The sequence below is a fragment of the Candidatus Palauibacter sp. genome (assembly GCF_965208055.1).
Classification (GTDB): Bacteria; Gemmatimonadota; Gemmatimonadetes; order Palauibacterales; family Palauibacteraceae; genus Palauibacter.
This window is the reverse complement of sequence record NZ_CBDBNY010000004.1, coordinates 2,804,507-2,829,536: the sequence shown is the minus strand read 5'-3', so window position 1 is coordinate 2,829,536 and position 25,030 is coordinate 2,804,507. Positions and strand designations below refer to the sequence as shown.

Below are 25,030 nucleotides of genomic sequence, written 5' to 3'. Positions count from 1 at the left end.
GATTATCGACGCCCCAACGCCAGTCGAACCGGGCCCGGGCTATTCCGCGGAACCGCGGGACTCCAGGTAGTCGCGGCCCGCGGACATCAGGGCGACGAAGGCGGCCTCATCCCCCGCTTCGACCACGTCGCGGACCCTCTCCGCCGCCGCCACGAGTTCTCTCAGCGCGGCGTCTCCGTACTCGTTCAAGGACTGGATCTCGAAGTACATGTGCGGGTTCTCGCCGGCCAGCGCGCGCGCCACGTCCAGCTGGGCCTCGAACGTGGTGCTCGACACGTCCGCCAGGCGCGGCGTCGTTTCGCCGGAGCGCGCCAGCGCCGTGAAGAAGGTGATGTTGAGGGCGTGCGAGAGCCCGAGCACGAATCCCATCACCCGGTCGTGGCTCTCCAGGTCCATGCGCACGCGCGTCGCCATGGTCGAGGCGAAGAGAGCTTCCGCCCCTTCCGTGGCGTCGGGACAGCCGACGTCCACGAAGATCACGTGTTCCCCTGAAAGGAGTTCGGTGTCGGGACCGAACATGGGGTGGACGGACGTCACGCGGACCCCGGCTTCCGACAGCGCCAGCAGGCCGGAGCGCAGCGGACTCTTGAGCGAGCCGATATCGAACACCAGGCCCGGCGGCCCGATCTCCGCCAGCCGCGCGAGGATCTCGTTGGCGATGACCATGGGCGTCGCCACCACGATCAGGTCGTGGTCCAGCGGCGTCGCGGTCCAGTCCGCGTGATCCCCCCCGTCCGGGTCCGCGTTCTCCACCTTGAACCCCTGCGAGGCGAGGAAGCGGACGAACCACCCCCCCATCTTCCCGGAACCGCCGATGACGAGGGCGCGTTTCCCGCCTCCTCTCGCGGCCGCGGCCACGCTGCCCCGTTCCTGCACGGTGAGCGACCAACGGATCAGTGAGAGGACGAGATCCTCGGCCAGCCGCGGCGGGAGGCCGAGGTCGCTCGCGGCAGCGCGGGCCCGCTCGATGACGGTTTTTTCCTGCCGGTAGTCGCGCGGGGGGATCTGCGAGGCGCGCTTTCGCTCCCCGACTTTCGCGGATACTGCCTGCCGCCGTGCCACGAGTTCGAGCAGTTCGCGGTCGATGCGCGCGAGTTCGTCTCTGAGTCGATCGAGGTTGGACACGTCTTGCTCCGGAGGTCCGGTTTAGCCGCCGGCGATCACGCGGATCGTCTGACGCAGCGCGATCCAGCTCACGTACGCCAGCAGAGGCGGCGCCACATAGCGAATCAGGAACCGCGCCACCGGAATCAGGCGCGCGAACCCGGGCGAGGCCCCGATCCGCAGTTCCTCCTCCGGGTGCTTCATCACCCAACCCACGAGCACGGCGATCGCGAGGACGCCCAGCACCGTGAGCAGTTCCGCCGCCACCTGATCCATGATGCCCAGTGCCCCGAGGGAAAGCGCCGGCACGATCCCGACCGCCGCAATGAGGAACCCCGAAGTAAGCGTCGCCCGCCGGCGCGTCCAGCCCCATTCATCGATGAGGATCGAGGCCGCCACCTCGAGCAGCGAGACGGCCGAGGTGATGGCCGCCACGATCACGGCGATGAAGAACGCCGTACCCACGACGCGGCCCAGCGCCTCCATCTGCGCGAAGGCGCTCGGGAGCGAGATGAAGAGGACGCCCAGGGTGCTCTCCCCCACGTCCTCCGACAGCCCGAGTCCGAAGACGATGGGAAACACGACCAGCCCCGCCACGAAGGCGACGGAGAAGTCCGAGAGCGCGATCACGGCGCTTTCTCGACCGAGGTTGGCGCTTCTCGAGAGGTAGGAGGAATAGGTGACCATGATCCCCATCCCCACGCTCAGCGAGTAGAAGGCGTGGGCGGCCGCGCCCTGCAGCACGACCGGATCAAACAACTCGTTCAGTGACGGCGAGAGATAGAACCGGTATCCCTCCGCGGCGCCCGGCAGCGTCGCGGCCCAGATCGCGAGGCCGATGAGGAGAAGAAAGAGGACCGGCATGAGCAGCATGCTGGCCCGCTCGATCCCTTTGCGGACGCCGAACACGACGATCCCCACCGTCGCGGCGATCGACACGAGGTGGAAGACGACCGCCGAGGGGCCGGAGGCGATGGATTCGTATCGTCCCGCCGCGTCGGCGTGGAAGCCGGTCGCCAGACCATCGAGCGCGTATCGCAGCGCCCAGCCCGTGATGACCGACAGGTAGGCCATGATGACGGTCGACGTCGCCAGGAAGAGGAGGCCCATTGCGGCCCAGCGCCGGCCTCCGACCGACCGCAGCGCTCCGATGGCTGACTGGCGGGCGCGCCGCCCCACCGCGAACTCCGCCAGCATCATTGGCACGCCGATGAGGAACGCCATACAGACGTAGGCCACGAGGAAGGCGGCGCCCCCGCCCTCCGCCGTCTGATACGGAAAGCGCCACATGTTGCCCAGCCCGACGGCGGACCCCACTGCCGCAAGCACGAACCCGGCACGGGTGCCGAAGCGCTCGCGTGCGGATTTCGGTGAATCTTGAGGCTGGTTCAAGTGGCGGATCCTCGGCCGGATGTCCGTGCGGGGAGGAGGCTTGAGTGTCGCCGACCGACGCCTTCCGCCGCAAGGCGACCGCCGCTTCCCGTTGCGTGGCCTTCCCGTTCCGGGGATTATCGACCACGCTTCTGCGGACCTGGACGTGGATCCGGCCGCCAGCCGACCGCCCTGCCGAGAGAGACGGCCCCAGTGACGCCACACGTCGAGATCCCCGGACTCACGCTGACGCGCGAGGACTTCGAGCGCGCGCGGAAGCACGTCGCGCCGCACGTCTACCACACTCCGCTCCTCACCTCGCGCTCGCTGAGCGAGGCCTCCGGCTTCGACATCCGGCTCAAGGCCGAACTCTTCCAGCGCGGGGGTTCCTACAAGGTGCGGGGTCCGCTGAACGTGATGGCGCATATGAGCGAGGAGGAGAAGGCACGGGGCATCATCTGCTCCTCCGCCGGGAACCATGCGCAGGGTGTGGCGCTGGCGGCCCGCCTGTACGGGATCCCGGCCGTCGTGGTCATGGCGGAGAACGCGACTCCGGCCAAGGTCGCGGCCACGGAGGGCTACGGCGCCGAGGTCGTCCTTCATGGGTCGATCTGGGACGAGGCCAACGAGCGCGCGCTGGAACTCGTCGAGGAGCGCGGACTCACCTATGTGCACCCCTTCGACAACCCGCGTTTGATCGCGGGCCAGGGGACGATCGGTCTCGAGATTCTGGAGGACTGGCCGGAGGTCGAACTCGTCGTCATCCCCATCGGCGGAGGCGGCCTCATCTCCGGCAATTCGATGGCGCTGAAGAGCGTGAACCCGGATATCCGCGTGATCGGGGTGGAATCATCGGGGGCGCCCGCGATGAAGCGGACGGTCGAATCCGGCGAGATGATCACCCTCGAGACCGTGGACTGCGCGATCGACGGACTCAAGGTGATGCGGGTCGGCGACAACACGGCGTCCGTCGTGAGCCGCTTCGTGGAGCGCGTCGTCACGCTTCCCGACGAGGAGATTTTTGACGCCATGCTGTGGTTGATGACGCGCGCCAAGCTCGTCACCGAGGGTGCGGCTGCCGCTTCGGTCGCCGCCGTCCTCAACGGCCTCATCGACGCGCCGGCCGGGACGAAGGTCGCGTGTGTTCTGAGCGGCGGGAACCTCGACGTGGAACAGTTGCGGGGGCTGAGCTGGAACTGAAAGGGTCGCCGCTGAGGAATCCCCGCACGTCCGGCCCCGCGGCAGGGCGCGAGCTCCGGCACACTCTGCACATTCTGGTGCTCGCCGCAGTGCTCCCGCCGCTCGTCCCTTCGGCGGCCACCGGGCAGGAGCCGGCTCGGGAGGGACCCGCCCGGATCGCGGTCGAGTCAGCGCCCCGCCCGACGGCCGCCGCCCTGCGCACGGACGCGCCGCCCACCGTGGACGGCCGTCTCGACGAGCCCATCTGGCAGCAGGCCCAGCCCCTGACCGGGTTCGTGCAGTCCCGTCCCGACACCGGCGCGCCCGCCAGCGAGGAGACGGTCGTCTACTTCCTGTACGACGACCGCGCCCTCTACATCGGCGCGATCTGCCACGACTCGGAGCCCGACCGTTACTTCATCTCCAGCCTCAAGCAGGACTTCAACAGCGGATCATCCGACGTCTTCGGCGTGACGCTGGACACGTACCTCGACCGCCGGAACGGGTTCATGTTCCTCGTGAATCCGGGAGGCGCGCTCAAGGACGTGCAGATCTTCGACGACAGCCGCTCCGAGAACCAGGCGTGGGAGGGCCCGATCCGGGTCGAGACCACCAGGAACGACGGGGGCTGGACGGTGGAGATCGAGATCCCCTTCTCCACGCTCCGTTTCAATCCCTCGGAGGAGGACCAGACCTGGGGACTCCAGATCCTGCGGCGCATCCGGCGCAAGGCGGAGGACACGTTCTGGGCGCCGCTCGACCGTCGCGACCAGATCCACAAGATGTCCAAGGCGGGGACGCTGACCGGATTCCGGGGGGTGGGACCGGGGCTCAACCTGCGGGTGAAGCCCTACGCGCTCGCGCAGGACCAGACGGGCACGCTGATCCGGGAAGGGGGCGGCGGCACGCAGGCCGACATCGGGTTCGACGTCAAGTACGGGGTCACGCCCGGCTTGACGCTCGACCTCACGTACAACACGGACTTCGCGCAGGTCGAAGTGGACCAGGAGCAGGTCAACCTGACCCGCTTCCCGCTCTTCTTCCCCGAGAAACGGGACTTCTTCGTCGAGAACTCCGGCACGTTCGCCTTCGGCGACCAGTCGGAGCGCAGCTACCGGACCGGGGTCTCGCTGCGCGACTTCACGCTCTTTCACTCGCGGCGCATCGGCCTCCGGGGGACGGGGGAACCGATCCCCATCCTCGGGGGGGCGCGACTCACGGGCCGGACGGGAGGCTTCGAGGTCGGCCTCATGAACCTCCAGACCCGCTCCGGGCGGGGCCTGCCGGCCGAGAACTTCTCGGTCATGCGGGCGCGCCGGAGTGTGTTCGGGACGTCGGACATGGGGGCGATCTTCGTCAATCGGGAAGCGACCGGCTCGGACATCGCGGGATACCCCGACTTCAACCGCAGCGTGGGTTTCGACGCGAACCTGAGGCCGCTCCCGTCGCTGCTCTTCGCGCCGTTCCTGGCCTGGACGCGCTCGCCGGATACCGATGGGGACGCCTTCGCGGGACGAATGTGGGCGGGGTGGCGGGACGAACTGTGGGATGTATCGGCGCTGTGGCGCCACGTGGGGGAGGACTTCAACCCGACGGTGGGCTTCGTGCGCCGGCGCGACATCCGGCAGAGCTACGCCACGGTGGGTCTCCACCCGCGACCGCCGGTGCCCGGTGTTCAGGAGGTCAATCCGTACATCGAGATCGACTACGTCCAGGATCTCGAGTCCGTCCTCGTAACGCGGACGCGGACGGCCGGATTCGGAGTGTCGTTCCTGAACGGGAGCGGACTCACGCTGAACTACACGGACCGGTTCGAGCTCCTGCGGGAACCGTTTCGCGTCTCGAGGGACGCGACGATCCCCGTCGGCCGTTTCGGGTTTGGTTCAGGTTCGCTGCAGTATCGGTCCGCGCCCGGGCGAATTCTATCGGGATTTGTTCGGGTCGAACGCGGCGGTTTCTTCGATGGGACGCTGACGTCGCTGTCGGGAGGCCTCATGTGGCGGCCGAACCATCACCTCTCCGTCGATCTGTCGGCGAACCACAACGACATCTCGCTCCCGACCGGCGACTTTACCGCGGACGTGTTCGGAGGGCGGATCGACTACGGCTTTTCGACGAAGCTCTTCGCGAGCGCCTTCGTCCAGTACAATGCGGCCGAGGACCAGTTCGTGACGAACGTGCGCTTCAACTACCTGTATTCGCCCCTCAGCGACATCTTCCTCGTCTACACCGAGCGGCGCGACCTGGACGCCGGCATGACCGTCGAGCGGGTCCTCGCCGCGAAGGTGTCGAAGTCCATCGGCTTCTGAGCCGCTCTCCCGGGATCGCCGAGCCCCGCGCCGTTTTCCCCCGGCTGTCGTCCCCCGCTGTCGGAAGCTGTTGCGTGAGATTCTCCGTTTAGACTAGTATCAGTCTAGTTGAAACTTCCCGCGTTCGATTCCAGGCGAGGAGCACGTCATGCCGCACGTCGGCGCCTTTGAAGCCAAGACCCACCTCCCCCGCCTCCTGCGGCGCGTGCAGACGGGGGAGCGTTTCGTCATCACGAGGCACGGCCGTCCCGTTGCCGAGTTGATCCCCTTCCGAAGGACCGACCCCGCCCGGGTTCAGGCGGCGATCGACGACCTGAAGGCGTTCCAGGAGACACACAGTCTCGGCGGGCTCTCCGTTCGGGACATGATCCAGGAAGGTCGCCGGCATTGACGTTCGTGCTCGACTGTTCGGTCACGATGGCCTGGGTATTTCCGGATGAGGCCACCGAGGAGACGGCTCGACTCCGGGATGCGCTCAGGGACGGGCGAGCGTTCGTTCCGGCCCTGTGGCCGATCGAGGTCGCGAACGTGCTGCTCGTCGCTACGCGGCGAAGCCGGATCGCCGAGACCGATTGGCCGCGGATCTGGCGAAATCTCGAAGCTCTGCCGCTCACGATCGATCCCGTTTCCACGTCCCGCATCCGTGGAACCGTCCTCGACACCGCTCACGCGCACGGGCTCTCCGTCTATGATGCCACGTATCTGGAACTGGCCAGCCGGATGCGACTGCCGCTTGCCACGCTGGATCGGGCGCTCGGCGAGGCGGCCCGGGCGGCGGGACTCGAAGTGCCGACCGTCACGTAGCCGGATTCGGAAGGGGCTCCGCCGCGTTCCCGCGGGAACGTGGTCCGAGGCCCGCTACTCGTGGCGGGCGAGCCAGGCGCGCAGGCGTTCGGCTTCCGCGGCGGCGGACGGATCGAGTTCCGCCTGGTGGAGCCGGCTGCGAACGACGAAGGCGTCCATCTCGTCCGGCGGCGCGTCCCGTTCGAGGATTTCCCGCACCTTGCGCAGGAAGAACGTGCCCCAGTCCGGCTGGCGTCCGTCGACATCAGTGAAGCCGTATTCCTTCGCCAATCCCCAACTCGAGAACAGCCCGCCCGCCTTGGCCGCCACCTTCGGGTCGGCGGCGAGGGCGGCGACCGCGCGCCCCACGAAACACGGCGTCTCGGACTCCGCGAAGTACTCGTCCTTCTCGATCGCGTCGCGCCAGTCGGCTTCGGCGACGCCGAAATGGTCGAGGACCGCCTCGGAACGCAGGAATCCGGGGGTGATCGCCAGTGCCGTCACGCCGTGGGCCTGGAGGTCGGCCGCCATGGCGTAAGCCAGCCGAACGACGGCGTTCTTGGCGAGGTCGTAGAACAGGTTGCCGCGGTAGCCGAACGTGTCGCCATCGGTGACCTCGACGATGAGTCCGGCGTTGCGCTCGACCATCAGCGGGGCGCCGTGCCGGCTTGTGATGATGTGAGTGTCGACCGCCCGCTCCAGCAGACTCTGTCCCTGCGCGATGGAGAGTTCCCAGAAGGGCTTTCCCCATTCGGTCAGCGCGTCGCCGCCCCAGATGTCGTTCACCAGCACATCGAGACGCCCCGCCTCGTCGCGCACGCGGGCGAAGAGTCGTTCGACCTCGGACTCGATCGTGTGGTCCGTGCGGACGGCGATGCCCCGGCCCCCCTCCGCCGTCACCCACTCCGCGGTCTCCTCCAGGGTTTCGGGCCGCCCCGGCGTGGCGGGATGGCCCCGGACGCTGCGGCCGGTGCAGTAGACGGTGGCGCCCGCCGCGCCCAGCATGCGGGCGATGCCGCGGCCGGCGCCGCGCGTCGCACCGGCGACGAGGGCCACCCGGTCTTTCAGCGGGCGGTCCGGCATGCGCTTCAGAAGCGCAGGCGGAGGAGCGGGACGTTCCAGACGGTGTACCGCCGTCCGTTCCGCTCGGGATCGGGGACGGTGGTCGGGAACGGCAGCGGCAGGCCCACCGCAAGCGGTGCTCCCGCGGACCAGTTCAGGAGAGCCGGCGACGCCGAACCGGACGCCGCGCGGGCAGCGCTGGACTCTCCCGCAGGCGCGCCCTCCGATTCCCCGGTCAACAGGGCCCCGAAGCCCAGACCCGCGAGACTCGTCGCAAGCGGAATCGCGAACGCGGCCCCGGTGCCGTCCGGCTTCGTGATGAGCGCGATGCCGACCCCGCCGAAACCGCCGATGAGACCTCCGAGGCTGATCATGTGCGCACGATGGGAGGAAAGGTCGAAGCGGCTCCCGGCCAGCGCTCCGGCGATCAGGCCCGCGTTGCCCACAAGCAGCGTACTCGCCCACATCGCCGCCTCGTCGTCCAGATCCAGCACGGTCGCCCCCGCGACGCCGAACCACGTCCCCCACAGGCTGCCCAGGTAGGTCGCCGCGGCTGTTCCCTCCGTGACGTCGCGTGAGAGGAGGCCGGCCGTGACGATGCCGGCCAGGCCGCCGGCCAGTGCGGTAGCCACGACCTCTTTCTCGCCCGCACAGAACTCGCAGCCTGGCTCGCCGCCCAGATTCAGGGTGTGCGCCCAGCCCAAGCCCTGCCAGGTGCCCCACGTGCCGGCCCAACTGATCGTGCGTGCCCGTCCCACCGAGAGGGAACGCGAGAACACGCGTCCGGCAAGGTAGCCTGTCGGCCCGCCGAGCAGCAGACCCGCGCCGTAGGACTCGGAGCCCTCCGCATCCGCGAGCATCGGCACCGCGACCCCCAGCCACAGTCCGTAGAGCGTCGACCACACGCGGAACTCCGTGTCGCCGCGCCGGTCGAGCGGGGCGGCGGCCGGCGCCGGGTCCGCCGGCGCCAGGTCCGCCGACGCCTCCAACGCCTCCAGCCGGGCACGGGCCCTCTCCGCCCCCGGAGTATTCGGGTATCGGCGCACGACCTCCTGGTACAGCGCCCGCGCGACCTCCAGCGCGCCCCGCGCTTCGAAGTCGGCAGCGGTTGCGACCAGCACGGCGGCCGAATCCACCTGGCTGACCTGGGCCGATGCGGACGGAACCGTGACAGCTCCCAGAGTCATGCATGCCGCCGCGAGACGCAGAATCAGCCCGCGAAAGCCGCGGCACCCGCCGACGCCGAAGGCTACCGCAGAGGCTTCTCGTCGATCGTGACCGGGGCCGCCGCTGGCCGGGAGATCAGTGCGCTTCATCGCTGGGGCCAGACACTCTCGTCCTCGCTCCGTTCCTGCCGCCGATGTGACGCCATCGACAGTGCGCGGGAGAGCGGATAAGGGCAAACCCGCAGCACCTTGATGACACGGTATCGACAACTCATTATCAGTTAGGTTGAATGCTCACGTGACCAACTGCCACCGCTCTCGAGGCGCCGCAATGAAGGACTCTTTCGCAACCGTCCCGTCGAGCGCGTATCTGGTTTCCGGGTCGCGACTTGCCGCGTACGCCGCGGCCCTGTGCGGTTTGCATTGCGCCCTCACGCCGGTTCTGGTCCTGGCAACACCGGCGCTCGCGCTCTCCGAAGGCGTCGAACGAGCCGTGTGGGTCGGAACCGCCTTCCTCGGTGCGGTGACGCTCGCGGCGGGCCCGGCCCGCAGGAAGGCAGCCTTGGTCCTCACCTTTGTCGGGGGCGCCGTGCTCTGGGCCGCTTCCCTTGCCGGCTGGCTCGCGCCGCTGCCGGAGACGCTGACGTCGACGGCCGGCAGCTTGACCCTCGCGGGCGCCCTCGTGCAGAGTGCCCGCCTATGCCAGGCCGGCGCGTGCTCGGTATGCGCCGACGAAGAGCACCCGGATCGAGGAGGCTGACAACGACCACCGCCAAGCGAGACACCCGTCAGCGCCGGGCGATCCGCCGCGTGTTCATGAGCGTCGGACGGCCTCTCACGCCGGACGAGGTCCTCGAGCACGGCCAACGGATCGTGCCGTCGCTCGGGCTGGCCACCGTCTACCGGAACGTGAAGATCCTCGCGCGTGAAGGGTGGTTGTGTGAAGTGGAGCTTCCGGGCGGTGGGCTTCGATACGAGTTGGCCGACCGACCGCATCACCACCATTTCCTCTGCGGCTCCTGCGATCAGGCGTTCGACTTCGATCGCTGCCCGGATGAAGTCGAGGGACTGGCGCCCGAGGGCTTCGAGGTCGACCGCCACGAGATGATTCTGTTCGGTCGCTGCGCGGCGTGCGCATGACGAGCCGTTACTCCACGGCCGGCCCCGGGTACCCGCGAGGGTCGAGCGGCGGCTCCCGGACCGTCGTCAGCGGATGCCGACGATGCCGCGGACCGACTCGATGAGCCCGGGCGCGTCCCAGCCCACGCCGCCCTTGAACACGATGCGCGTCTCGCGGATGTGCCCGTCCGCTTCCGGGTCGCCCTCCAGCACGACGAGGTCCGCGATCTTGCCGACCTCGATCGTCCCCGTTTCGTCGTCGATGCCGAGCACCCTGGCGCCGTTCGCGCTCATGATCCGCACGACCTCGGCGGGCGTGAACCCGGCCTCGAGCAGCAGTTCGTAGTTCTTCTGGTCGCCGTAACCGGGCGGAGCGGCCCCGTATCCGGTCGGGTCGACGCCGGCCGCGAGCGTGCCTCCCGCCTGCACGAAGGCGTACTCGTACTCGAGCGCCTTCCGGTAGATGTCGGGGTGGATCCCGATCCCGGAGTCGAGCGTCGCGTTCCGCCGCAGGTCCGCGATCTCTCGCACCTCCGCCGCGATTTCCGGGGCGAGGATGTCGTAGATCCGCTCGTCGATCGGACCCCGGCCGGGGACGGAGATCTCGTAGACCGCGAGCGTCGAGGTCATCGCGACGTCGTTCTCGATCATCATGCGGAACGTCTCCTGGACGTCCTCGGAATTCACATCGAGGTCGGCGTAGCCGTTCCGGAACCCGGACGGGCAGTCGTCCGGCTCCTTCCCCGGGAAGTACTCGCTGTTCGCGAGCAGGCCGTGTTCCAGGTTGTCGATCCCGAGCGCCACCGCCTCCCGGTATCCGACCGAGCAGAGGTGGGCCGTCACCTTCACGCCGTGGCGGTGCGCCTCGTCGATCGCCGCGCCGAGTTCCTCGCGGCTGATCCATGTGTACGCCTTGAACCAGGGCACGCCCTCCTCGGCCCAGTAACGGACGAGACGGCGCGCCTGCTCCGCCCCCTCGAGCTGCGCCATCGACTGGGCGCCCTCCTGCCCCGTCAGGTAGGGCCCGGTCGTGAACATGTTGGGGCCGATGGCGCGCCCCTCGTCGATCGCGCGCTTGAGGTTGATCTCCTCGTACGGTGCGCGCGCGCCGGTCGTCCGGATCGTCGTCACGCCCGAAGCGAGGTAGAGCCGTGACCCCGAGAAGGAGAGCTGCGCGGCACGTCCGTTCCCGCCCGTGTAGTAGCTGTGGTTGTGGAGTCCGATGAGACCCGGAATGACCGTGTGGCCCTCCAGGTCGAGGACCTGCGCGTTCCGGATCCGGTCGGCGACCTCGTCGGCGGGGCCGATGTCTGCGATGCGGCCGTCCCGGATGACGACCGTCTGCCCCTCGAGGGCGGGGCCTCCGGTCCCATCGATCACCTTCACGTTGGCGAGTGCGACGGTGGGCGCCTGCACTGCGATGAAATCCTCCATCGCTTCCTGCGCCCGAGCGCCGGAGGGCAGGCCGACCGTGAGGCACGGGATGGTCGCGGCGAGCGCGAGGAGCGGGGCGCGGTGGAGGCGGGCGGCGGTCATCGAGGCGTCCTTTCGCGACGTGGCCGTGGATCGTTCATTGGCCGGGGTTCGACGGCTCAAGCATCATGCTCCCCGTCGATGCGGCGGGCAACAGCACCGGGTGGCGGCAGTCCGCGACACGGCGGGCCACACGGAGACTCCGCTTGGGGGACGCCTACATGGCCGGGGGGAGGGTCGCACGGGGCTCCGGTTTGGGGCGGATTTTATTTGACCGGAAACCCGCCGGATCAGGCGCAATCGTCGTAACTGATTGACAAATAACGAGATGTTTATTTGACGGTTGTTTCCGTTTCTACAGATCCAGGACGAGCCGCAGTCCGGCTTCGACCCGGCGCTACCACTCTTCGGCGACGGATCGGGCCTGCGTCCGGCGGAGCGCAGGATCGATGTCGCCAGACAGGTCGGCGTACGCGGCGTCCAGCCGCTCGGTGATGTCCTTGTCACGATGTTTCGCCACGAATTCGGCGACCGCGGTCGCGTAGAGTTCGCTTCGCGAGACCCTCATCCGCTTTGCGAGCGCCTCGGCCGAGGCGAACAGTTCGTCGGGGAGGGAAATCACTGTCTTCATAACATGCCCGTCACGGCGGGGCGTCGGCGACGTTCATCACCATCTTCATGCCCGACTCGAGGTGTTCCGCGATGTGGCAGTGGATCATCCAGCGGCCGGGGTTCGACAGTTCCAGCAGGATGTCCGTCGTCGATGCGGCGGGCAGCAGGACCGTGTCCTTCCACGCCAGGTTGTGGTTCGGCACGCCGTTCTGCGACAGGACGAGGAAGCGCTGGCCGTGGATGTGCAGCGGGTGCTGCATCGCGTGGAAGGCGCCGCGGTCGTTGATGACGCGGATCTTCACCACGTCCCCGACCGCGAAGTTCCACTCGATCTCGTCGTTCTCGCGCCCGGTTGCGGTCTCGCGCAGCACCCAGCGAACCTCGCTTCCGGTCGTGGCCCAGTTCATGCGCGGCATCGTCCCGGTCCACTCGACCGGATTGAAGTAGACCCAGTCGTAGGCCATCGATCGTTCGATGGAGAGCGGGAGGTCCTCGGTCTCCAGCGTCATCACGAGTTCGCGGTCGGGCTCGTCGTCGAAGCGTGGCCGGTAGCGGTCGATATCCGCGATCACGTCGGCGTGCTCGCGCAGCGTCTCGAAGGCCGGCCCGTGGTCCCGGGCCGCAGGCCGTGACGCGACGCTCACGGTGCCGAGCGTCCGGAATTCGGCGCGGAACACGCCTTGGCGGTGGTTGATCCCCTGGACGTGATTGACGAGCGCGTGGGAGCCGGGGCGGTCGAAGCGGACGTCGATCACGTAGCGCTCCGCCGGCGCGAGGACGACGCTCCGGGCCCATTCCTCCCGCTCGAAGCGGCCCACGTCGGAGGCCACGACCTTCAGCGGAAGACGGTGGGGATCCTCGACGTCGGGGTCCGCGACGCGCTGATCGGGATCCGGGAGTCCGCCGCCTTCGATGTCGACGAAGGAGAGGTTGAAGGTGCGCGTGTTGGAGGCGTTCGTGAGGTGGAAGCGGACGACTTCGCCGCGGTCGACCTCGAGTCTGTAGCCGGGCTCGCCGTTCACGAGGGCCCGGTTCCCGAAGCGGCCCATGAGCATGTAGTTCGCCGATTCCGCCCCGAAGTCCACCAGTCCGTCCGCGTCGAGCAGGATGTCGTCCAGCATGAGGACCTCCTCCCGGTTCGCGGGACCGTAGTAGTCCGCGGCCGCGGGGTCGACGAGGAGGTTCCCGTACAGGCCGAGTTCCTGCTGGATGTCCTCGCGGTGGTGCGGGTGGTACCAGTAGATGCCCGCGTCGCGGAAGAAGACCCGGTACTGGAACGAGCCGCCGGGTTCGACCGGGTCCTGGGTGAGGCCGGGGACGCCGTCGAAGTCGTTGTCGAGTCGGATGCCGTGCCAGTGCACCGCCGTGGGGTACGGGGTGCGGTTCGTGAAGTTCACGAAGATGGTGGATTTCTCCGGGACCCGGATGAGGGGTCCCGGGTGCTGGCCGTTGAAGGCGAGCATGGCGAGTCGGCGGCCCTCGATCTCGCGCCGGACGATCGTCGCCTCGAGGTCGAGCGTGCCCCCGTCGGGAAGGTCGACCAGTTGACGCTCGGTTGCCTCGGGGAGCGTTTCCCACGGTGGCAGGTCCGCCGCGCTTCCGAGGCTCGCGGGGCGGGCGCGCGGCTCCAGGTCCATCACGCCGGGCAGCATGGCGATGCCGGGGTACGCCGGGGGCGCGTCCCAGCGCGTCGGGGCCCGGTCGGCCGCGCGCCGCGTCGCCGACGGCGCCAGGGCCAAAAGGTCGTGCGCCTCCATGAGCGCGGACGGCGAACGGCCGCGCAGTACGAGCGGTCCCTCGCGCGTCGTGACGTCGGCCGACGCCTCGGCGCTGACCATCACGAGGAACTTGTTGAACGCGACGCGCCCCAGCCGGTGTTCGCCGTTGTCGACCGGGCCCAGCGGCACCACGGGAGCCAGCTCGAGCGGCGTCGCCCACGCCATGTAGACCGTGAACGGCCCCAGGCTTCCGGGCGGCGGGAGGCCCTCGATGTGCGCGGTCAACGCGCGGACATGGTGGCCGGACGGCGTCACCGTGACGCCGAACGGCGACGGCACCCGCCCCAGTTCGACGAACCCCTGCGCGTCGCCGCCGCGCGCCGTGGAGTAGAGGCTGATGCAGTGGAGGTCGGCCGCGACCCGCCCCGTCGACGTGTCCGTGAGCGCCCCGGCGGCTCCGGCGGCGCGAGTTTCCGCGCCACGGGCTTCGCAGGCTCCGCTGGAGCCCGGAAGCTGGCCCTGCACGCCGGACGCCGCCGCGAGCAGGCCGAACGCTCCGGCCGTCAGCGCCGGCGCCGGGCGCCGGATCAGGGCGCGCACGGCCCCGTATCCGCCGCCACGCCCCTCCCGGGCGACCGGCTCAGTCGTCCTGCCGGTCGTCGTCCGGGATGAACCGGAGCGCGACGCCGTTGTTGCAGAAGCGCTTGCCCGTGGGCTCGGGGCCGTCGTTGAAGACGTGGCCGTGGTGCCCCCCGCAGCCGGAGCAGTGGTACTCGGTACGCGGGAGGATGAGCTTGAAGTCGCGTTTCGTCTCGAAGGCCTCGGGCAGCGTCTCGAAGAAGCTCGGCCACCCGGTACCGCTGTCGTATTTCATGTCGGTCGTGAACAGCGCCTGACCGCAGGCCGCACAGGCGAACGTGCCGGAACGCTTCTCGTCGTTCAGGGGGCTCGTGCCCGCCCGTTCCGTCGCTTCCTCGAACAGCACCTTGTAGGCCTGCTCGGGAAGCGCCTCCCGCCATGCCTTCTTCGACTGCTTCGATTTCGTGGATTTCGACTTCATGATCACCGGCCGGGGTTCTCCAGGATGAAGATCTTGTCGTCCGTCTCATCCACGCCGGTGAGATCGAGGTCCCCGTCCAGGTCCCGGTCGTGGATGACGACGCACGAACCATTCGTGCTCGCGGGATACGTCCGGGGGTTCGCGAGCGTTCCGTCGCCGGCGTTCTCGTGCACGGTGAAGCTGTTGCCCTCGAAGTCGCTGGTGACGACATCGAGGTCCCCGTCGCCGTCGATGTCGCCCACGTCGACCGCCAGCGGGGCGTCGCCGGTCTCGTACTCGACGGGATCCGCGAAGCCGCCCGCGCCGTCGCCGATGAGCACCGCCACGTTGTTCCCCTCGCGGTTCGCGGACATCACGTCGACGTTCCCGTCGCCGTTCATGTCGCCCGACACGATCATCCACGGCTTGCCGCCGGCGCGCACGCGCGTGCCCAGTTCGAGGTTGCCACGCCCGTCGCCCAGGTAAGTGAGCACTTCGTCGGTGAAGTAGGCTCCGACAAGCAGGTCGGGCAGGCCGTCGTTGTTCACGTCGGCCGTCGCGCACGTCTTCTCGCCCTGGCCCGGCGAAGCGATCTCGGAGGCGCGCCGCAGGCTGCCCGTCCCGTCCGCGTTGTTGAGCAGCATGGCCACGTTGCCGCGCGATTCCTCGGGACCGACGGACATGTTCACCGCCGCCACGTCAGGCCAGCCGTCCTGGTCGAAGTCGCCGATGCACACGCCGCGGACGTTCTGTCCGGATTCGATGTTGCTCCCCAGCTCGAACCAGCCGTTCCCGTCGGCGAGAAAGACGGACACGAGATCGTTCCCCGCGTTCCCGACCACGAAGTCCGTGAGGCCGTCTCCGTTGAAATCCGCCCCTTCGTTGGGGCTCGGCCAGCTCCCGCCCGGGATGTCGAGGACGCGGAATTCGTTGTAATCCCCCTTGCCGTCATTGAACATCACGCGCACGTCCGCGGAGACCTCGTTGGGGATCGCGATGTCGGGATAGCCGTCGCCGTTGAAGTCGCCGGCGTAGGCCCCGTACGGCTGGACGTGCTTCTCGCCGTCGTCGAGCACGGTCCGCGCGCCGCGGTCGACCATATCGAGCGAACCGGCGCGGGGTCGGATCCAGAAGTTCCACGCGAACCCCGTCTCCATTGCGCCTCCGGTCGCCAGCTTCTCTCCCGCGCGGAGCGAGGCCGTGACCGACTCGCCGGCCTGGAAGGGATCTCGCGGCTCGAAGCGGATGCGGCGGCCATCGTCGGACAACTCCACCGAGCCGCTCATCACGCCGCTCCAGCGACCGAACACGGACAGCGCCGACGGGTCGAACCCGGCGGGATCGAGCGGCTGCGTGAGCACGAGCTCGACCGGCGACTCGGGACCCGCTTCGATCGAGTGCGGGGCCGGCGAGACAAGCGACACGGGAGCCGACGAGGGAGCCGCGGAGACGACGGGCGGGGCGGCCTCCGTCGCGGCCGCTTCGCCGCGGTTCGTGCCGAGGAGGATGAGCACGGCGCCAGCAGAGATGACGAGCCCGGCGACTACTCCGGAGAGGGTCTTCATTTTACAACCTCCTGCAGCTTGCTGCGCCTTCGATCCGACAGCGGACGTGAAGCCCGCAAGCTATCTGCGGGCACGGCCGGTGACGAGCGGGAGATCCTCCCGCCGGCCCCAGTCGTTCCACGAGGCGTCGTAGAACTTCGTCTCGTACCCGAGATATCTGGAAATCATGTAGGTGTAGCTCGCGCGCATGCCGATGAGGCAGTAGCTGACGACGACGCCATCCTTCTTCGCCCCGGCCTCCTCGAAACGGGCCTCCACCTCGGCGAGGTCGATCAGCGTGGGTGGATCGTCACCCGTAAGGTCCTGCCAGTAGAGATTGTAGGCGCCGGGGATATGGCCGCCCCGCAGGAAGTCCCGACCCGGCCGCTCCCCCGTGTACTCGTTCTCGGGCCGCGCGTCGATGAGGGTCGTGCCGGGGTCGTCGAGACGCTCGTGGATCCATTCCGCGGTGACGAGCATGTCTTCCCGGACGTCCGCCTCGAAATCGCCGCGCGCAGGCGCGGCCGGCTCCGCGGCGACTCCACCCCCCGCCGCCTTCCACGCCGCCAGGCCCCCGTCGAGTACCGAGGTGCGGCCGCCGTGTCCGAGGTAGTCCAGCGTCATGAAGACGCGAGCCGCATGGAGACCCGGGTCTCCCACCACGATCACGCGGCTGTCGTTCGAGACGCCCGCCGCGCGAAACACCTCCACGAGATCCTCAACCGGCGCGAGTTCGGTGATGAGGTCGTTCCGGTCGAGCGCAATATCGTGGTAGTCGAGGTAGTGAGCCCCCTGCACGTATTCCTCAAGGGGTCGTCCCATACTCGCCATCCCCACATGCAGCACGACGATGTCCGGATCGTCACGATGCTCGGCAAGCCAGTTGCCGCTCACGAGGATGTCGGGATTCGCCTGCGCGGCGCCACCTTGTACCGAAACCGCCAGCGCGGCCAGCCCAATCGCCAGGACCGCCGCGCCTCGCATGAGGATCTTTCTGGAACTTGACATCGGTTGTCTCTTCGCTCGCGTTCGACTCGCTTTCAACACGGAGGGAGCATATTCCCGCAGGCCGCAGGGGAGCAACGCATAACGTGGTCCTTTCTCGGGTTGACAGGGATTCCCGGAGCGGATCGGATGGTGGCAGGTACCCCTCGCCCGAGCCCGAGTTCATGCCGATTCTGCCACGCCCCAGCCGGATGGAGTTTCGAAACGGGGAAGGGAACGAGGAGTACGCGTTCTCCCTCCCGCGGCGGAATCGCGCGCCGGGGACGAGCGCCTTCGTGCGGGCGAGGGACGAGGGGACGAAGATCGAGTACTGCCTGCGCTCGATCCTCCCCGTGTTCGACGAGATCCATGTCATCGACAACGGCAGCCGCGACGAAACGGCCGGGATCGTGCGGCGCGTCCAGCGGTCCGCCGACGGGGGGGCGAAGGTCCGCCTTCACTCCTATCCGTTTGCGCTGGGGCGGTTCGGGCCCGAACACGACCGGACTCCGCACGATTCGGTGCACTCCCTGGTCTACTTTACGAACTGGGCGCTGTCGCGCTGCACCCGGCGCTACGCCTGCAAGTGGGACGCGGACATGGTGCTCGCCCGTGAGCAGCGGGGCGCTTTCGCCGGCCTCCTCGCCCAACTCGGAGGCGGATGGCCCGCCGCCTGGTCTCTCGCCGGACGAACGGTGTATCGGACGCCCAACGGGTCGTTTCTGGCTCCGCGCGGGGAGGTGAACCGGGAGGTGCGGATCGCGCCCTGCGGCTATCCCGTCAGGTTCCACAAGCGCCAACACTGGGAGCAGCTTATTCGCCCCCGCTGGCTCCGCACGCACCACTTCGCGCCCGTCTGCTTCTACGAACTGAAGTTCTTGGAGGAGGGAGAGTTCGATCACTGGTCGACGACGGAGTTTCCGTCGCCCCGCAAGCGGCGGGAATGGGCCTCGTTTCAGCGGCTGCGCGAGGGTCGGGCGGACGGCGCGGTTCACAGCCTCCCCGCCACCTTCCTCGACGACCAGATCAAGGCGGCGGGGCCCCGCGAGCCAGGCGGGCGACGCGAATCGCGCGTGGGGCGGCCAGGCACGTCGCCAGCGGGCAAGCGTCCGGCGCGCAAGAACGGAGTGTCGGCCTGGATGCCGCGCTTTCTCGGGATCGGCGCCACGCGCGCGGGCACGAGCTGGGTGGCGGCGCAGCTTGCGGCGCATCCCCAGATCCGGATGGGACGCAAGGAGATCCACTTCTTCGACCGCAAGCTCGGAGCACCGGGCGCGAGCGGGTCCGCCCGGGATCGAATCAACAAGCTCCGCTATCTGGCCCGCTTCGTCCGTGGGCGGGGCGGCGGCCGGATCCGGGGCGAGATCACACCCGCGTATGCGGCGCTCGAGCCGGAGGTCATCGGGCGCGTCGCCGAGTGGATGCCCGACGCGAGGCTCATCTTCATGATGCGTGACCCGATCGAGCGCGCCTGGTCGCAGGCGCGAAACGGTTTTCCGCGGTGGCGCGGCAGACCCCTGGAGTCCGTGGGCCGCGACGAACTCGTGTCGTTCTTCGACAGCGATTCGGTCCGCCGACGCAGCGATTACGCGACCTGCCTGCGCGCCTGGCTCGGGCACTTCCCGCGCGAGCACTTCTTCTTCGGCTTCCTCGACGAGATCCGGGAGCGTCCCGGGGACCTTATGTGCGATCTGCTGGGGTTTCTCGAGGCGTCGGTCGCGGTCGCGGACGCAGAATCGTTGCGGACGCCGGTGAACGCTTCGGCTCCGCTCCCCATGCCGGACTGGGTGCGCGATCACCTCGAACGGGAATACGCGTTCGACGCGGACGAAGTCTCGGAACTCATCGGACGACAGGTCCCGTGGGCACGGTGAACCGGTCGCCGAGGCTCGACCCGCCCCGGGTTCGGCAACACCCCGTCCCGGCCCTCACGCGCTGGTTCGGACGCGCCAAACGCCGGATGGGCTACTACCGGCTGCGCGACGGGCTGAAGAATCGGCTCCTCGAACCCCGGTTTCTCCGGTCCCTCAGATCCACCGATGTCTTCCTCGTCGGTCATCCGAAATCGGGAAACACCTGGCTCGCCTACATGCTGGCCGTGTTTCTGTCCGATGATCGCCGCGGAGACGTGAACCTGTACAACGTCGGCGACTACGTCCCGTTCGTGCACGGTCACGACCACGCGATCGCCGCGTACGGCCACCTCCCGGATCCGAGAGTGTTCCGGAACGAGTATCCCCGCCATCCGTGCCGCTATCCCGGCACCGTGTATCTCGTGCGCGATCCGCGGGCGGTCCTGGTCTCCTTCTGGCACATGTTCGCGACGATGTTCGACGACCGTGACACGACCCTTGCGAGGTTCGTCGACGGATACCTGTCGGGCGCCGCGCCGTTCGACGCATGGCACCGGCACCTGGGGCGCTGGGATCGGCAGGTCGGGGCCGCGCTCCGACGCGCGGAACGCGGCGAGAGGGTCCGCGTCGTGCGCTACGAGGACCTCGTGGCCGACCGCGAGACGGCGTTGCGGGGCGTGGCCGATTTCATCGGAGCGGTTCCTGCGGGAGACGTTTCTGCGGGAGACGTTCCCGCGGGAACGTCCGCGAGACTTTCCCGGGCGGTGGCGCGCGGTTCGTTCGAGGCCATGCGGGAGATGGAGGGACGCCACGGCGCGGAGGCCTACGCCGGGCGCGCCCGTGGCGAGGGACGCTTCATCCGCCGGGGGCGGGCCGACGGTTGGAAGGATGAGATGGACCCGGCGGACGCGGCCCGGATCGAAGCCGCGTTCGGCCCCGTCATGGAGCGCGCCGGTTACCTCCTGTGAGGGCATCCGACGGTTTCGGCATCGCGGTCATCGTCTCGACCTACGATCGGCCCGACGCTCTCGACGCGGTGCTGCGGAGTCTCGCCGAGCAGACGTACCGCCGGTTCGAGATCGTCGTGGCCGACGACGGTTCCGGCCCGGAGACCCGCGAACTCGTTGCGAGCCGGGCCGAAGAAATCGGCCCCCGCGTGAGGCATGTCCGGCAGGAGGACCGCGGGTATCGTCTGGCCGCGATCCGAAACCGTGCCGCCGCCGCGACCGAGCAGCCGTACCTGATCTTCCTCGACGGCGACTGTCTCGTGCGCCCGGACTACGTGGAGCGGCACGCGCGGCTCGCCGAGCCGGGACACCTCGTCCACGGCAGCCGGGTGAGGCTCGAGCCCGGACTCTCGCGGGTCGCGATCGAGCGGGGACCCGCAATCGGGCGCTGGAGCGCCGCCCGCTGGCTCGGAGAATGGCTCCGGGGACGCGTGGACCGGTTCGCCCCGCTGCTGCGCGTGCCGCTGGGACCCCTGCGCCGGATGTCACCGCGACAGTGGCGTGGCGTCAAAGGCTGCAATCTCGCCTTGTGGCGCTCGGACTTTCTGGCGGTGAACGGGTTCGACGAGGCCTTCCGGGGCTGGGGCTTCGAGGACAACGATCTCGTCGTACGCCTCATCCGGAACGGAGTAAGACGCAAGGAAGGCCGCTGCGCCGTCCCCGTTCTGCACCTTTGGCACGAGTCGCGCCCGCCCGATCCCGACAGTCGCGAACGCTTTGAGCGCCGGCTCCGCTCCAACCGGGTTCGCGCCGAACGGGGCATCGACAACTAGCTGGCTAACCTGGTCGCGGGCCCTTGTGGATCCCGTGCTCCGTCCAGTCGCGACCGCGCGCGAAACCCTGGAAAACGCGGAGCGACCGAGGCACGCCGCGGGTTTCGGCGCGCAGCCGTTCGTTCGTCGCCTGCGCTTCGGGATCGAGCCAGGGTCGGTCGTGCTCGACGTGGCCGCAGACCGCCCGGTGCCGAGCCTGTATCGGACGGATGCCCGCGTTGCGGAGACGCTCGCCGAGTTCGCGGTCTTCGACCGGGTACGTCATGCGCTCGTCGAAGCCGTTCACGCGCAGGAGGTCGGTCTTCCAGGCCGACGCGTTGTGCCCGTTCCACGTCGCCCGGGTCGTCGTCAGGCGGTCGAGCCACCCGGCGCGGCGCGGTGAGCGGGTGAGTTTGCGGCGGTCGCGCCCCCGGATCAGCGCCCGTCTCTCATCGAGCCACGGTGGCTCGAACAGCGCGCCTCCGAGCACATCGTCTTTCCGGATCCGCGACCCGACGTGGCGCGCGAGGCGAACTCTTCCGCCGGAGACGAAGTGCCCTCGCCTGGCGAGCCGGGCGTGCGTCTCGACGAAGTCCTCTCGCGGGATGCAGTCACCGTCGCTGAGGATGAGGTAATCTCCACGGGCCCCGGCGATCGCGCGGTTCAGGATGCGACACTTCCTGAACCCGTCGTCCTTCTGCCGGACGTGGGAGATCGAGAGCCCGGTCGAGGCCCGCAGGGGCTCGATCCGGTCGCGCGTCCCCGGTCCCGAGCCGTCATCCGCCACGACAACCTCGAACTCCTCGCAGGTCTGTGCCGAGTAGCCCCAGAGCGTGCGTTCCAGTTCATCCGCCGCGTTGTACGTGCTGAGGATGATGGAGAGAAAGGACGGCGTGGGGGGAAAGCGGCCAGCCACCTCCGAACGACGTCCAGCGCCGCGTCTCGCGGGGGCTACGGTCGCGCGGGCTCGGCGTTCGAGAGCGCGATCGCATTGAACAGGAACTTGAAGGTGCCGTGCGGCTGCGCGCGACGCGTGATGAGCGGACCGAACAGGTACACATGCCCGTTGCCCACCTCCGCCTCCGCCATCGTCACGCCGCCCTGGAGGTACTCCTGGCCCCACGCCCAGCCGCTGACGAGTGGCTCGTCGGTGTCGAACCAGGCGAGCGGCGTCACCCCGCCCGCTCCGCCGTTCCCCGCGGCCAGCGCCGAGGCGCTGAACACGGGGCTGTTGTTGAACGAGACCGCGAGCGTCGACGGAACCCCCGTGGCGACGAGCCGCGAGTTGTCCACCGTGACCTCCAGGATCGATCCGGGCACGTAGTACTCCTCCCGGCCCAGCGGTTGCCCATCCTTCACGAGGTGGTCCTGCAGCGGGAGTCCCAGCCCCTGTCCGAGAGAGGTGGAACCGCCGATGGTGACGATCGAGCCGCCGTCCTCGAGGAACTCGATCAGCGCCGGCATCGTCGCATCGGGGGTGACCCGGCCCAGCCGGTCCCGGTACTCCTCGGGAATCGTCTCCGGATCCGGCGCGCCGAACCCGAACTGGCGCATCATTCGCTGCCGGACGGAGTCGGGAACGCCCGCGAAGACCTCCTCGAACTGCGACCCGATGGCGCCCTGCGGGAAGATGATGACATCGTAGTCGTCGCTCAGATCTCCCGCGTTGAGCCGCTGCGGGAAGGCGAGTTCGAAGTCCGCGTACTCGAACTGCTCGAGGATCCAGCGAATCCAGCCGGACGGCATGGAGCCGCCGTACGTGTCCCACAGCGCGATCCGGGGCGCCCGCAGGCGCAGGGCCTCCGCGTCCGGATCGTTCGCCAGCCCCCGGAAGTCGACACCCAGATCGGCGGCGAGCGACGCGACCTCGTCCGTCGTACCACGCCGACTCTTCACGTAGAAGGTGCCGGCCGGGTGCATCCGCCCGCCCTCGCGCAGCGGCGACGTGAGCCAGTAGACCTCGTGTCCCGAGGCCTGGAGCCGGTTGATCGCGGTGAACGCGTCGTTCGCTTCGTGGCTGAGCAGAAACCCGTCCGCTCCGTCCGCGTCGGCGACGGTCCCCGGCATCGGACTCGCGTTCCACTCCGCGATCTCCTCGAACGGCCCGTCGAAGCCCTCCGCAATGCGGTCGAACGCCACTCCCATCTGGGTCGCGAGCGTCCACCCCGCGTTGTCGTACGGCGGCGTCGGGGACGCCCCGGGAAAGAGGAAGTCGTCCGGGTGGTCCTGCGGTTCGAACATGTCGAGCACGTGCGGCCGGAAGGCCTGCGCGGCCCGCACCACGTAGGAGCCCGCGGGATATTGCTTCCCTTCGACACTGAAGTCCGAGGTCGCCCGCTCCACGATCACGCCGTTTTCGAGCAGCGCGTTGACAAACTTCGTCGCGGTCGGGAAGTCGGCCTGGTCCGAGGGGAGGATGTACCCGCGGGGATCGCGCAGGTCGGGGTCGAACAGCTTCTCATAGTCCGCGCGCGTGCCGCGGCTGCCCCCGAAACCGCCGACGTTGCGGGCGAAGTCCGTCTCTCCCTGCCCGGCCTGCATTTCGTCGCGCAGCCAGTCGACGCGCCTGGGGTGGATCGTCCAGCTGTCCTTGCTGCCGCGCTCGATCGAGTTCATCCCCATGCGCCAGATGCGATACAGGAACGTCTCGCGATAGCGGGAGGCGACGTCGAGCACCGCCTTGTTCGCGGTCACCGAGTAGTCGACCGACTGTCGGAAGTGCCACGGCTGGGGTTCGATCGGGGCGGGCAGATTGTCGTTGGGCAGCACCCGCTCGAGGATGAGCGGGATCTCCATCGGAGTCGGGTTCCCGATCGTTTCGGTGAGGAGCCCGATCATGTTCTTGAAGTAGGGCGTGGTGCGCAGGCCGCCGTTCCACCAGGTGGAGTAGTTCGCGCCGCGCCGCCGCGTCGCCCCCGGCTTCCCCTCCTCCGTGAAGCGGGAGTGCATGGCCGATCCCACGAGATCGATCCCGGTGATGACCATAGGGTCGATGTTGTAGTTGAAGGGATCGCGGAACGGGGGCGCGAAGAGCACGGTCCCGGTGGGGCCCGTCTGGTGGTGGTTGTAGACGATCTGGGGATACCACGTCCGGTACATCTGCCGGTTCATGTTCTCGGATTCCGGCTGGAAGGACGTGTAGAAGTCCCGGTTGTTGTCGTGGCCCACGTACTTCTGGTAGAGGACGGGGATCCCGCGCGTGGAGCGCTCCGTCTTCTCCTCGATCCGCGTGTACCAGTTCGAGACGAGGTCCATTCCGTCGGGGTTCGCGTGGACGAAGAGGATGATGACATCGTCGAGGATCCGCATCGTCTCGTCGTCGGTCCCGCTGACGAACTGCCACAGCGTCTCCATCAGCTGCTGCGCGCCCAGCACCTCCGTCGCATGGAGGCCGCCGTCGATCCACACGATCGCCTTGCCGCGCCGCGCAAGGGCGCGCGCCTCCTCCTCGGAGACGCCCCGGGCAAGCGCGAGGCGGGCGGAGATCTCCCGGTATTCATCCAGGTTCGCATGGTTCTCGGGCGAGGTGACGATCGCCATGAGCTGGTCGCGGCCTTCGGCCGTCGTCCCGATCGACTGCAGCGTCATGCGCGGCGACTCGGCAGCCAGCGTCTCCCAGTAGCGGGTGAGATCGCCGTAATCCGGGAGTTCGTAGTCGGCGCCGATCGGGTGCCCGAAGAACGCCTCCGGGGTCGTCAGCTCCTGCGCGACGCCGGGTCGGGCGACCAGGACTCCGAGGACGATCGCGACGGCCGGCAGGACCTCGCGGGCGAAGGCCTGATGGGGGGCGAAAAACGACATTTGCGGACTCTCCTTGCGCGAATCGTGGCGCGAATCGTGTGCAGAGTTTCGGCGCCCATTATGGCGATGGTGTAGCCGGAAGCCAAAGTCCTCCCGGCCGGAAGCGCCGCCGCCCGCCGGCGAGACCGAATTCCGGGCTCGCGGCGGGCGGCTT

General features: G+C 68.7%; 21 protein-coding genes. 9 read left to right on the top strand and 12 right to left on the bottom strand.

What is annotated here, in order from left to right; translation table 11 throughout:
• Window positions 1-39 precede the first annotated feature (39 nt).
• Window positions 40-1,125: a prephenate dehydrogenase/arogenate dehydrogenase family protein gene (locus ACOGXI_RS12550; RefSeq protein ID WP_419939184.1), complete on the bottom strand. Its 1,086-nt coding sequence runs from the start codon at window positions 1,123-1,125 to the stop codon at window positions 40-42.
• A 21-nt stretch (window positions 1,126-1,146) separates the two neighbouring features.
• Complete coding sequence (locus tag ACOGXI_RS12545) at window positions 1,147-2,496, bottom strand: sodium-dependent transporter (protein WP_419939183.1); 1,350 nt, start codon at window positions 2,494-2,496, stop codon at window positions 1,147-1,149.
• 192 nt (window positions 2,497-2,688) lie between these two features.
• On the opposite strand from ACOGXI_RS12545, the gene ACOGXI_RS12540 reads away from it, so the two are divergent.
• From ACOGXI_RS12540 to ACOGXI_RS12525, 4 genes are all read left to right on the top strand, one after another.
• Entirely contained in the window at window positions 2,689-3,675 is a 987-nt protein-coding gene (locus ACOGXI_RS12540) for a threonine ammonia-lyase (protein WP_419939182.1), read from the top strand.
• A 77-nt stretch (window positions 3,676-3,752) separates the two neighbouring features.
• Entirely contained in the window at window positions 3,753-5,963 is a 2,211-nt protein-coding gene (locus ACOGXI_RS12535; RefSeq protein WP_419939181.1) for a DUF5916 domain-containing protein, read from the top strand.
• Window positions 5,964-6,111: 148 nt separating this feature from the next.
• Window positions 6,112-6,354, top strand: coding sequence for a type II toxin-antitoxin system Phd/YefM family antitoxin (locus tag ACOGXI_RS12530; protein WP_419939180.1), 243 nt, complete (start codon window positions 6,112-6,114; stop codon window positions 6,352-6,354).
• A 5-nt stretch (window positions 6,355-6,359) separates the two neighbouring features.
• Window positions 6,360-6,767: a type II toxin-antitoxin system VapC family toxin gene (locus tag ACOGXI_RS12525; protein ID WP_419940200.1), complete on the top strand. Its 408-nt coding sequence runs from the start codon at window positions 6,360-6,362 to the stop codon at window positions 6,765-6,767.
• Between the two features lie 54 nt (window positions 6,768-6,821).
• Here ACOGXI_RS12525 and ACOGXI_RS12520 read toward each other — a convergent pair whose 3' ends face one another.
• Window positions 6,822-7,829, bottom strand: a complete 1,008-nt coding sequence (locus ACOGXI_RS12520; RefSeq protein WP_419939179.1) for an SDR family oxidoreductase — start codon at window positions 7,827-7,829, stop codon at window positions 6,822-6,824.
• A gap of 5 nt (window positions 7,830-7,834) precedes the next feature.
• Window positions 7,835-8,995, bottom strand: a complete 1,161-nt coding sequence (locus ACOGXI_RS12515; RefSeq protein ID WP_419939178.1) for a tetratricopeptide repeat protein — start codon at window positions 8,993-8,995, stop codon at window positions 7,835-7,837.
• Window positions 8,996-9,305: 310 nt separating this feature from the next.
• Here ACOGXI_RS12515 and ACOGXI_RS12510 point away from each other — a divergent pair, with 310 nt between their 5' ends.
• Both ACOGXI_RS12510 and ACOGXI_RS12505 read left to right on the top strand, forming a co-directional pair.
• Window positions 9,306-9,734: a MerC domain-containing protein gene (locus ACOGXI_RS12510; RefSeq protein ID WP_419939177.1), complete on the top strand. Its 429-nt coding sequence runs from the start codon at window positions 9,306-9,308 to the stop codon at window positions 9,732-9,734.
• Complete coding sequence (locus ACOGXI_RS12505; RefSeq protein ID WP_419939176.1) at window positions 9,698-10,114, top strand: Fur family transcriptional regulator; 417 nt, start codon at window positions 9,698-9,700, stop codon at window positions 10,112-10,114. The genes ACOGXI_RS12510 and ACOGXI_RS12505 overlap by 37 nt, the downstream gene beginning before the upstream one ends.
• 66 nt (window positions 10,115-10,180) lie before the next feature.
• Here the strand turns inward: ACOGXI_RS12505 and ACOGXI_RS12500 are convergent, their stop codons facing one another.
• From ACOGXI_RS12500 to ACOGXI_RS12475, 6 genes are all read right to left on the bottom strand, one after another.
• On the bottom strand, window positions 10,181-11,629 hold the full coding sequence (locus tag ACOGXI_RS12500; protein WP_419939175.1) for an amidohydrolase family protein: 1,449 nt from the start codon (window positions 11,627-11,629) through the stop codon (window positions 10,181-10,183).
• Window positions 11,630-11,963: 334 nt separating this feature from the next.
• Window positions 11,964-12,197: a ChpI protein gene (locus tag ACOGXI_RS12495; protein WP_419939174.1), complete on the bottom strand. Its 234-nt coding sequence runs from the start codon at window positions 12,195-12,197 to the stop codon at window positions 11,964-11,966.
• A 10-nt stretch (window positions 12,198-12,207) separates the two neighbouring features.
• Window positions 12,208-14,496 carry a multicopper oxidase domain-containing protein gene (locus ACOGXI_RS12490; protein WP_419939173.1) on the bottom strand — a complete coding sequence of 763 codons (2,289 nt, stop codon included), beginning with the start codon at window positions 14,494-14,496 and terminating at the stop codon, window positions 12,208-12,210.
• A gap of 40 nt (window positions 14,497-14,536) precedes the next feature.
• Complete coding sequence (gene msrB, locus ACOGXI_RS12485) at window positions 14,537-14,956, bottom strand: peptide-methionine (R)-S-oxide reductase MsrB (RefSeq protein WP_419940199.1); 420 nt, start codon at window positions 14,954-14,956, stop codon at window positions 14,537-14,539.
• A 2-nt stretch (window positions 14,957-14,958) separates the two neighbouring features.
• On the bottom strand, window positions 14,959-16,500 hold the full coding sequence (locus tag ACOGXI_RS12480; protein ID WP_419939172.1) for an FG-GAP-like repeat-containing protein: 1,542 nt from the start codon (window positions 16,498-16,500) through the stop codon (window positions 14,959-14,961).
• A 60-nt stretch (window positions 16,501-16,560) separates the two neighbouring features.
• Window positions 16,561-17,487, bottom strand: a complete 927-nt coding sequence (locus tag ACOGXI_RS12475; protein ID WP_419939171.1) for a sulfurtransferase — start codon at window positions 17,485-17,487, stop codon at window positions 16,561-16,563.
• A 161-nt stretch (window positions 17,488-17,648) separates the two neighbouring features.
• Between ACOGXI_RS12475 and ACOGXI_RS12470 the strand changes: the two genes are divergently transcribed.
• Genes ACOGXI_RS12470 through ACOGXI_RS12460 form a run of 3 tightly spaced genes read left to right on the top strand, consistent with a single transcriptional unit; the run spans window position 17,649 to window position 21,096 of the window.
• Window positions 17,649-19,337 (top strand): hypothetical protein, encoded by a 1,689-nt coding sequence (locus ACOGXI_RS12470; RefSeq protein WP_419939170.1) that lies wholly within the window; start codon window positions 17,649-17,651, stop codon window positions 19,335-19,337.
• Complete coding sequence (locus ACOGXI_RS12465) at window positions 19,334-20,284, top strand: sulfotransferase domain-containing protein (RefSeq protein WP_419939169.1); 951 nt, start codon at window positions 19,334-19,336, stop codon at window positions 20,282-20,284. Before ACOGXI_RS12470 ends, ACOGXI_RS12465 begins: the two co-directional genes overlap by 4 nt.
• Window positions 20,281-21,096, top strand: coding sequence for a glycosyltransferase (locus ACOGXI_RS12460; protein ID WP_419939168.1), 816 nt, complete (start codon window positions 20,281-20,283; stop codon window positions 21,094-21,096). Before ACOGXI_RS12465 ends, ACOGXI_RS12460 begins: the two co-directional genes overlap by 4 nt.
• A 4-nt stretch (window positions 21,097-21,100) precedes the next feature.
• Here ACOGXI_RS12460 and ACOGXI_RS12455 read toward each other — a convergent pair whose 3' ends face one another.
• Both ACOGXI_RS12455 and ACOGXI_RS12450 read right to left on the bottom strand, forming a co-directional pair.
• A complete protein-coding gene (locus ACOGXI_RS12455; protein ID WP_419939167.1) occupies window positions 21,101-21,991 on the bottom strand; it encodes a glycosyltransferase in 891 nt (296 codons plus the stop codon).
• A gap of 35 nt (window positions 21,992-22,026) precedes the next feature.
• Window positions 22,027-24,876: a M14 family metallopeptidase gene (locus ACOGXI_RS12450; protein ID WP_419939166.1), complete on the bottom strand. Its 2,850-nt coding sequence runs from the start codon at window positions 24,874-24,876 to the stop codon at window positions 22,027-22,029.
• Between the last annotated feature and the right edge of the window lie 154 nt (window positions 24,877-25,030).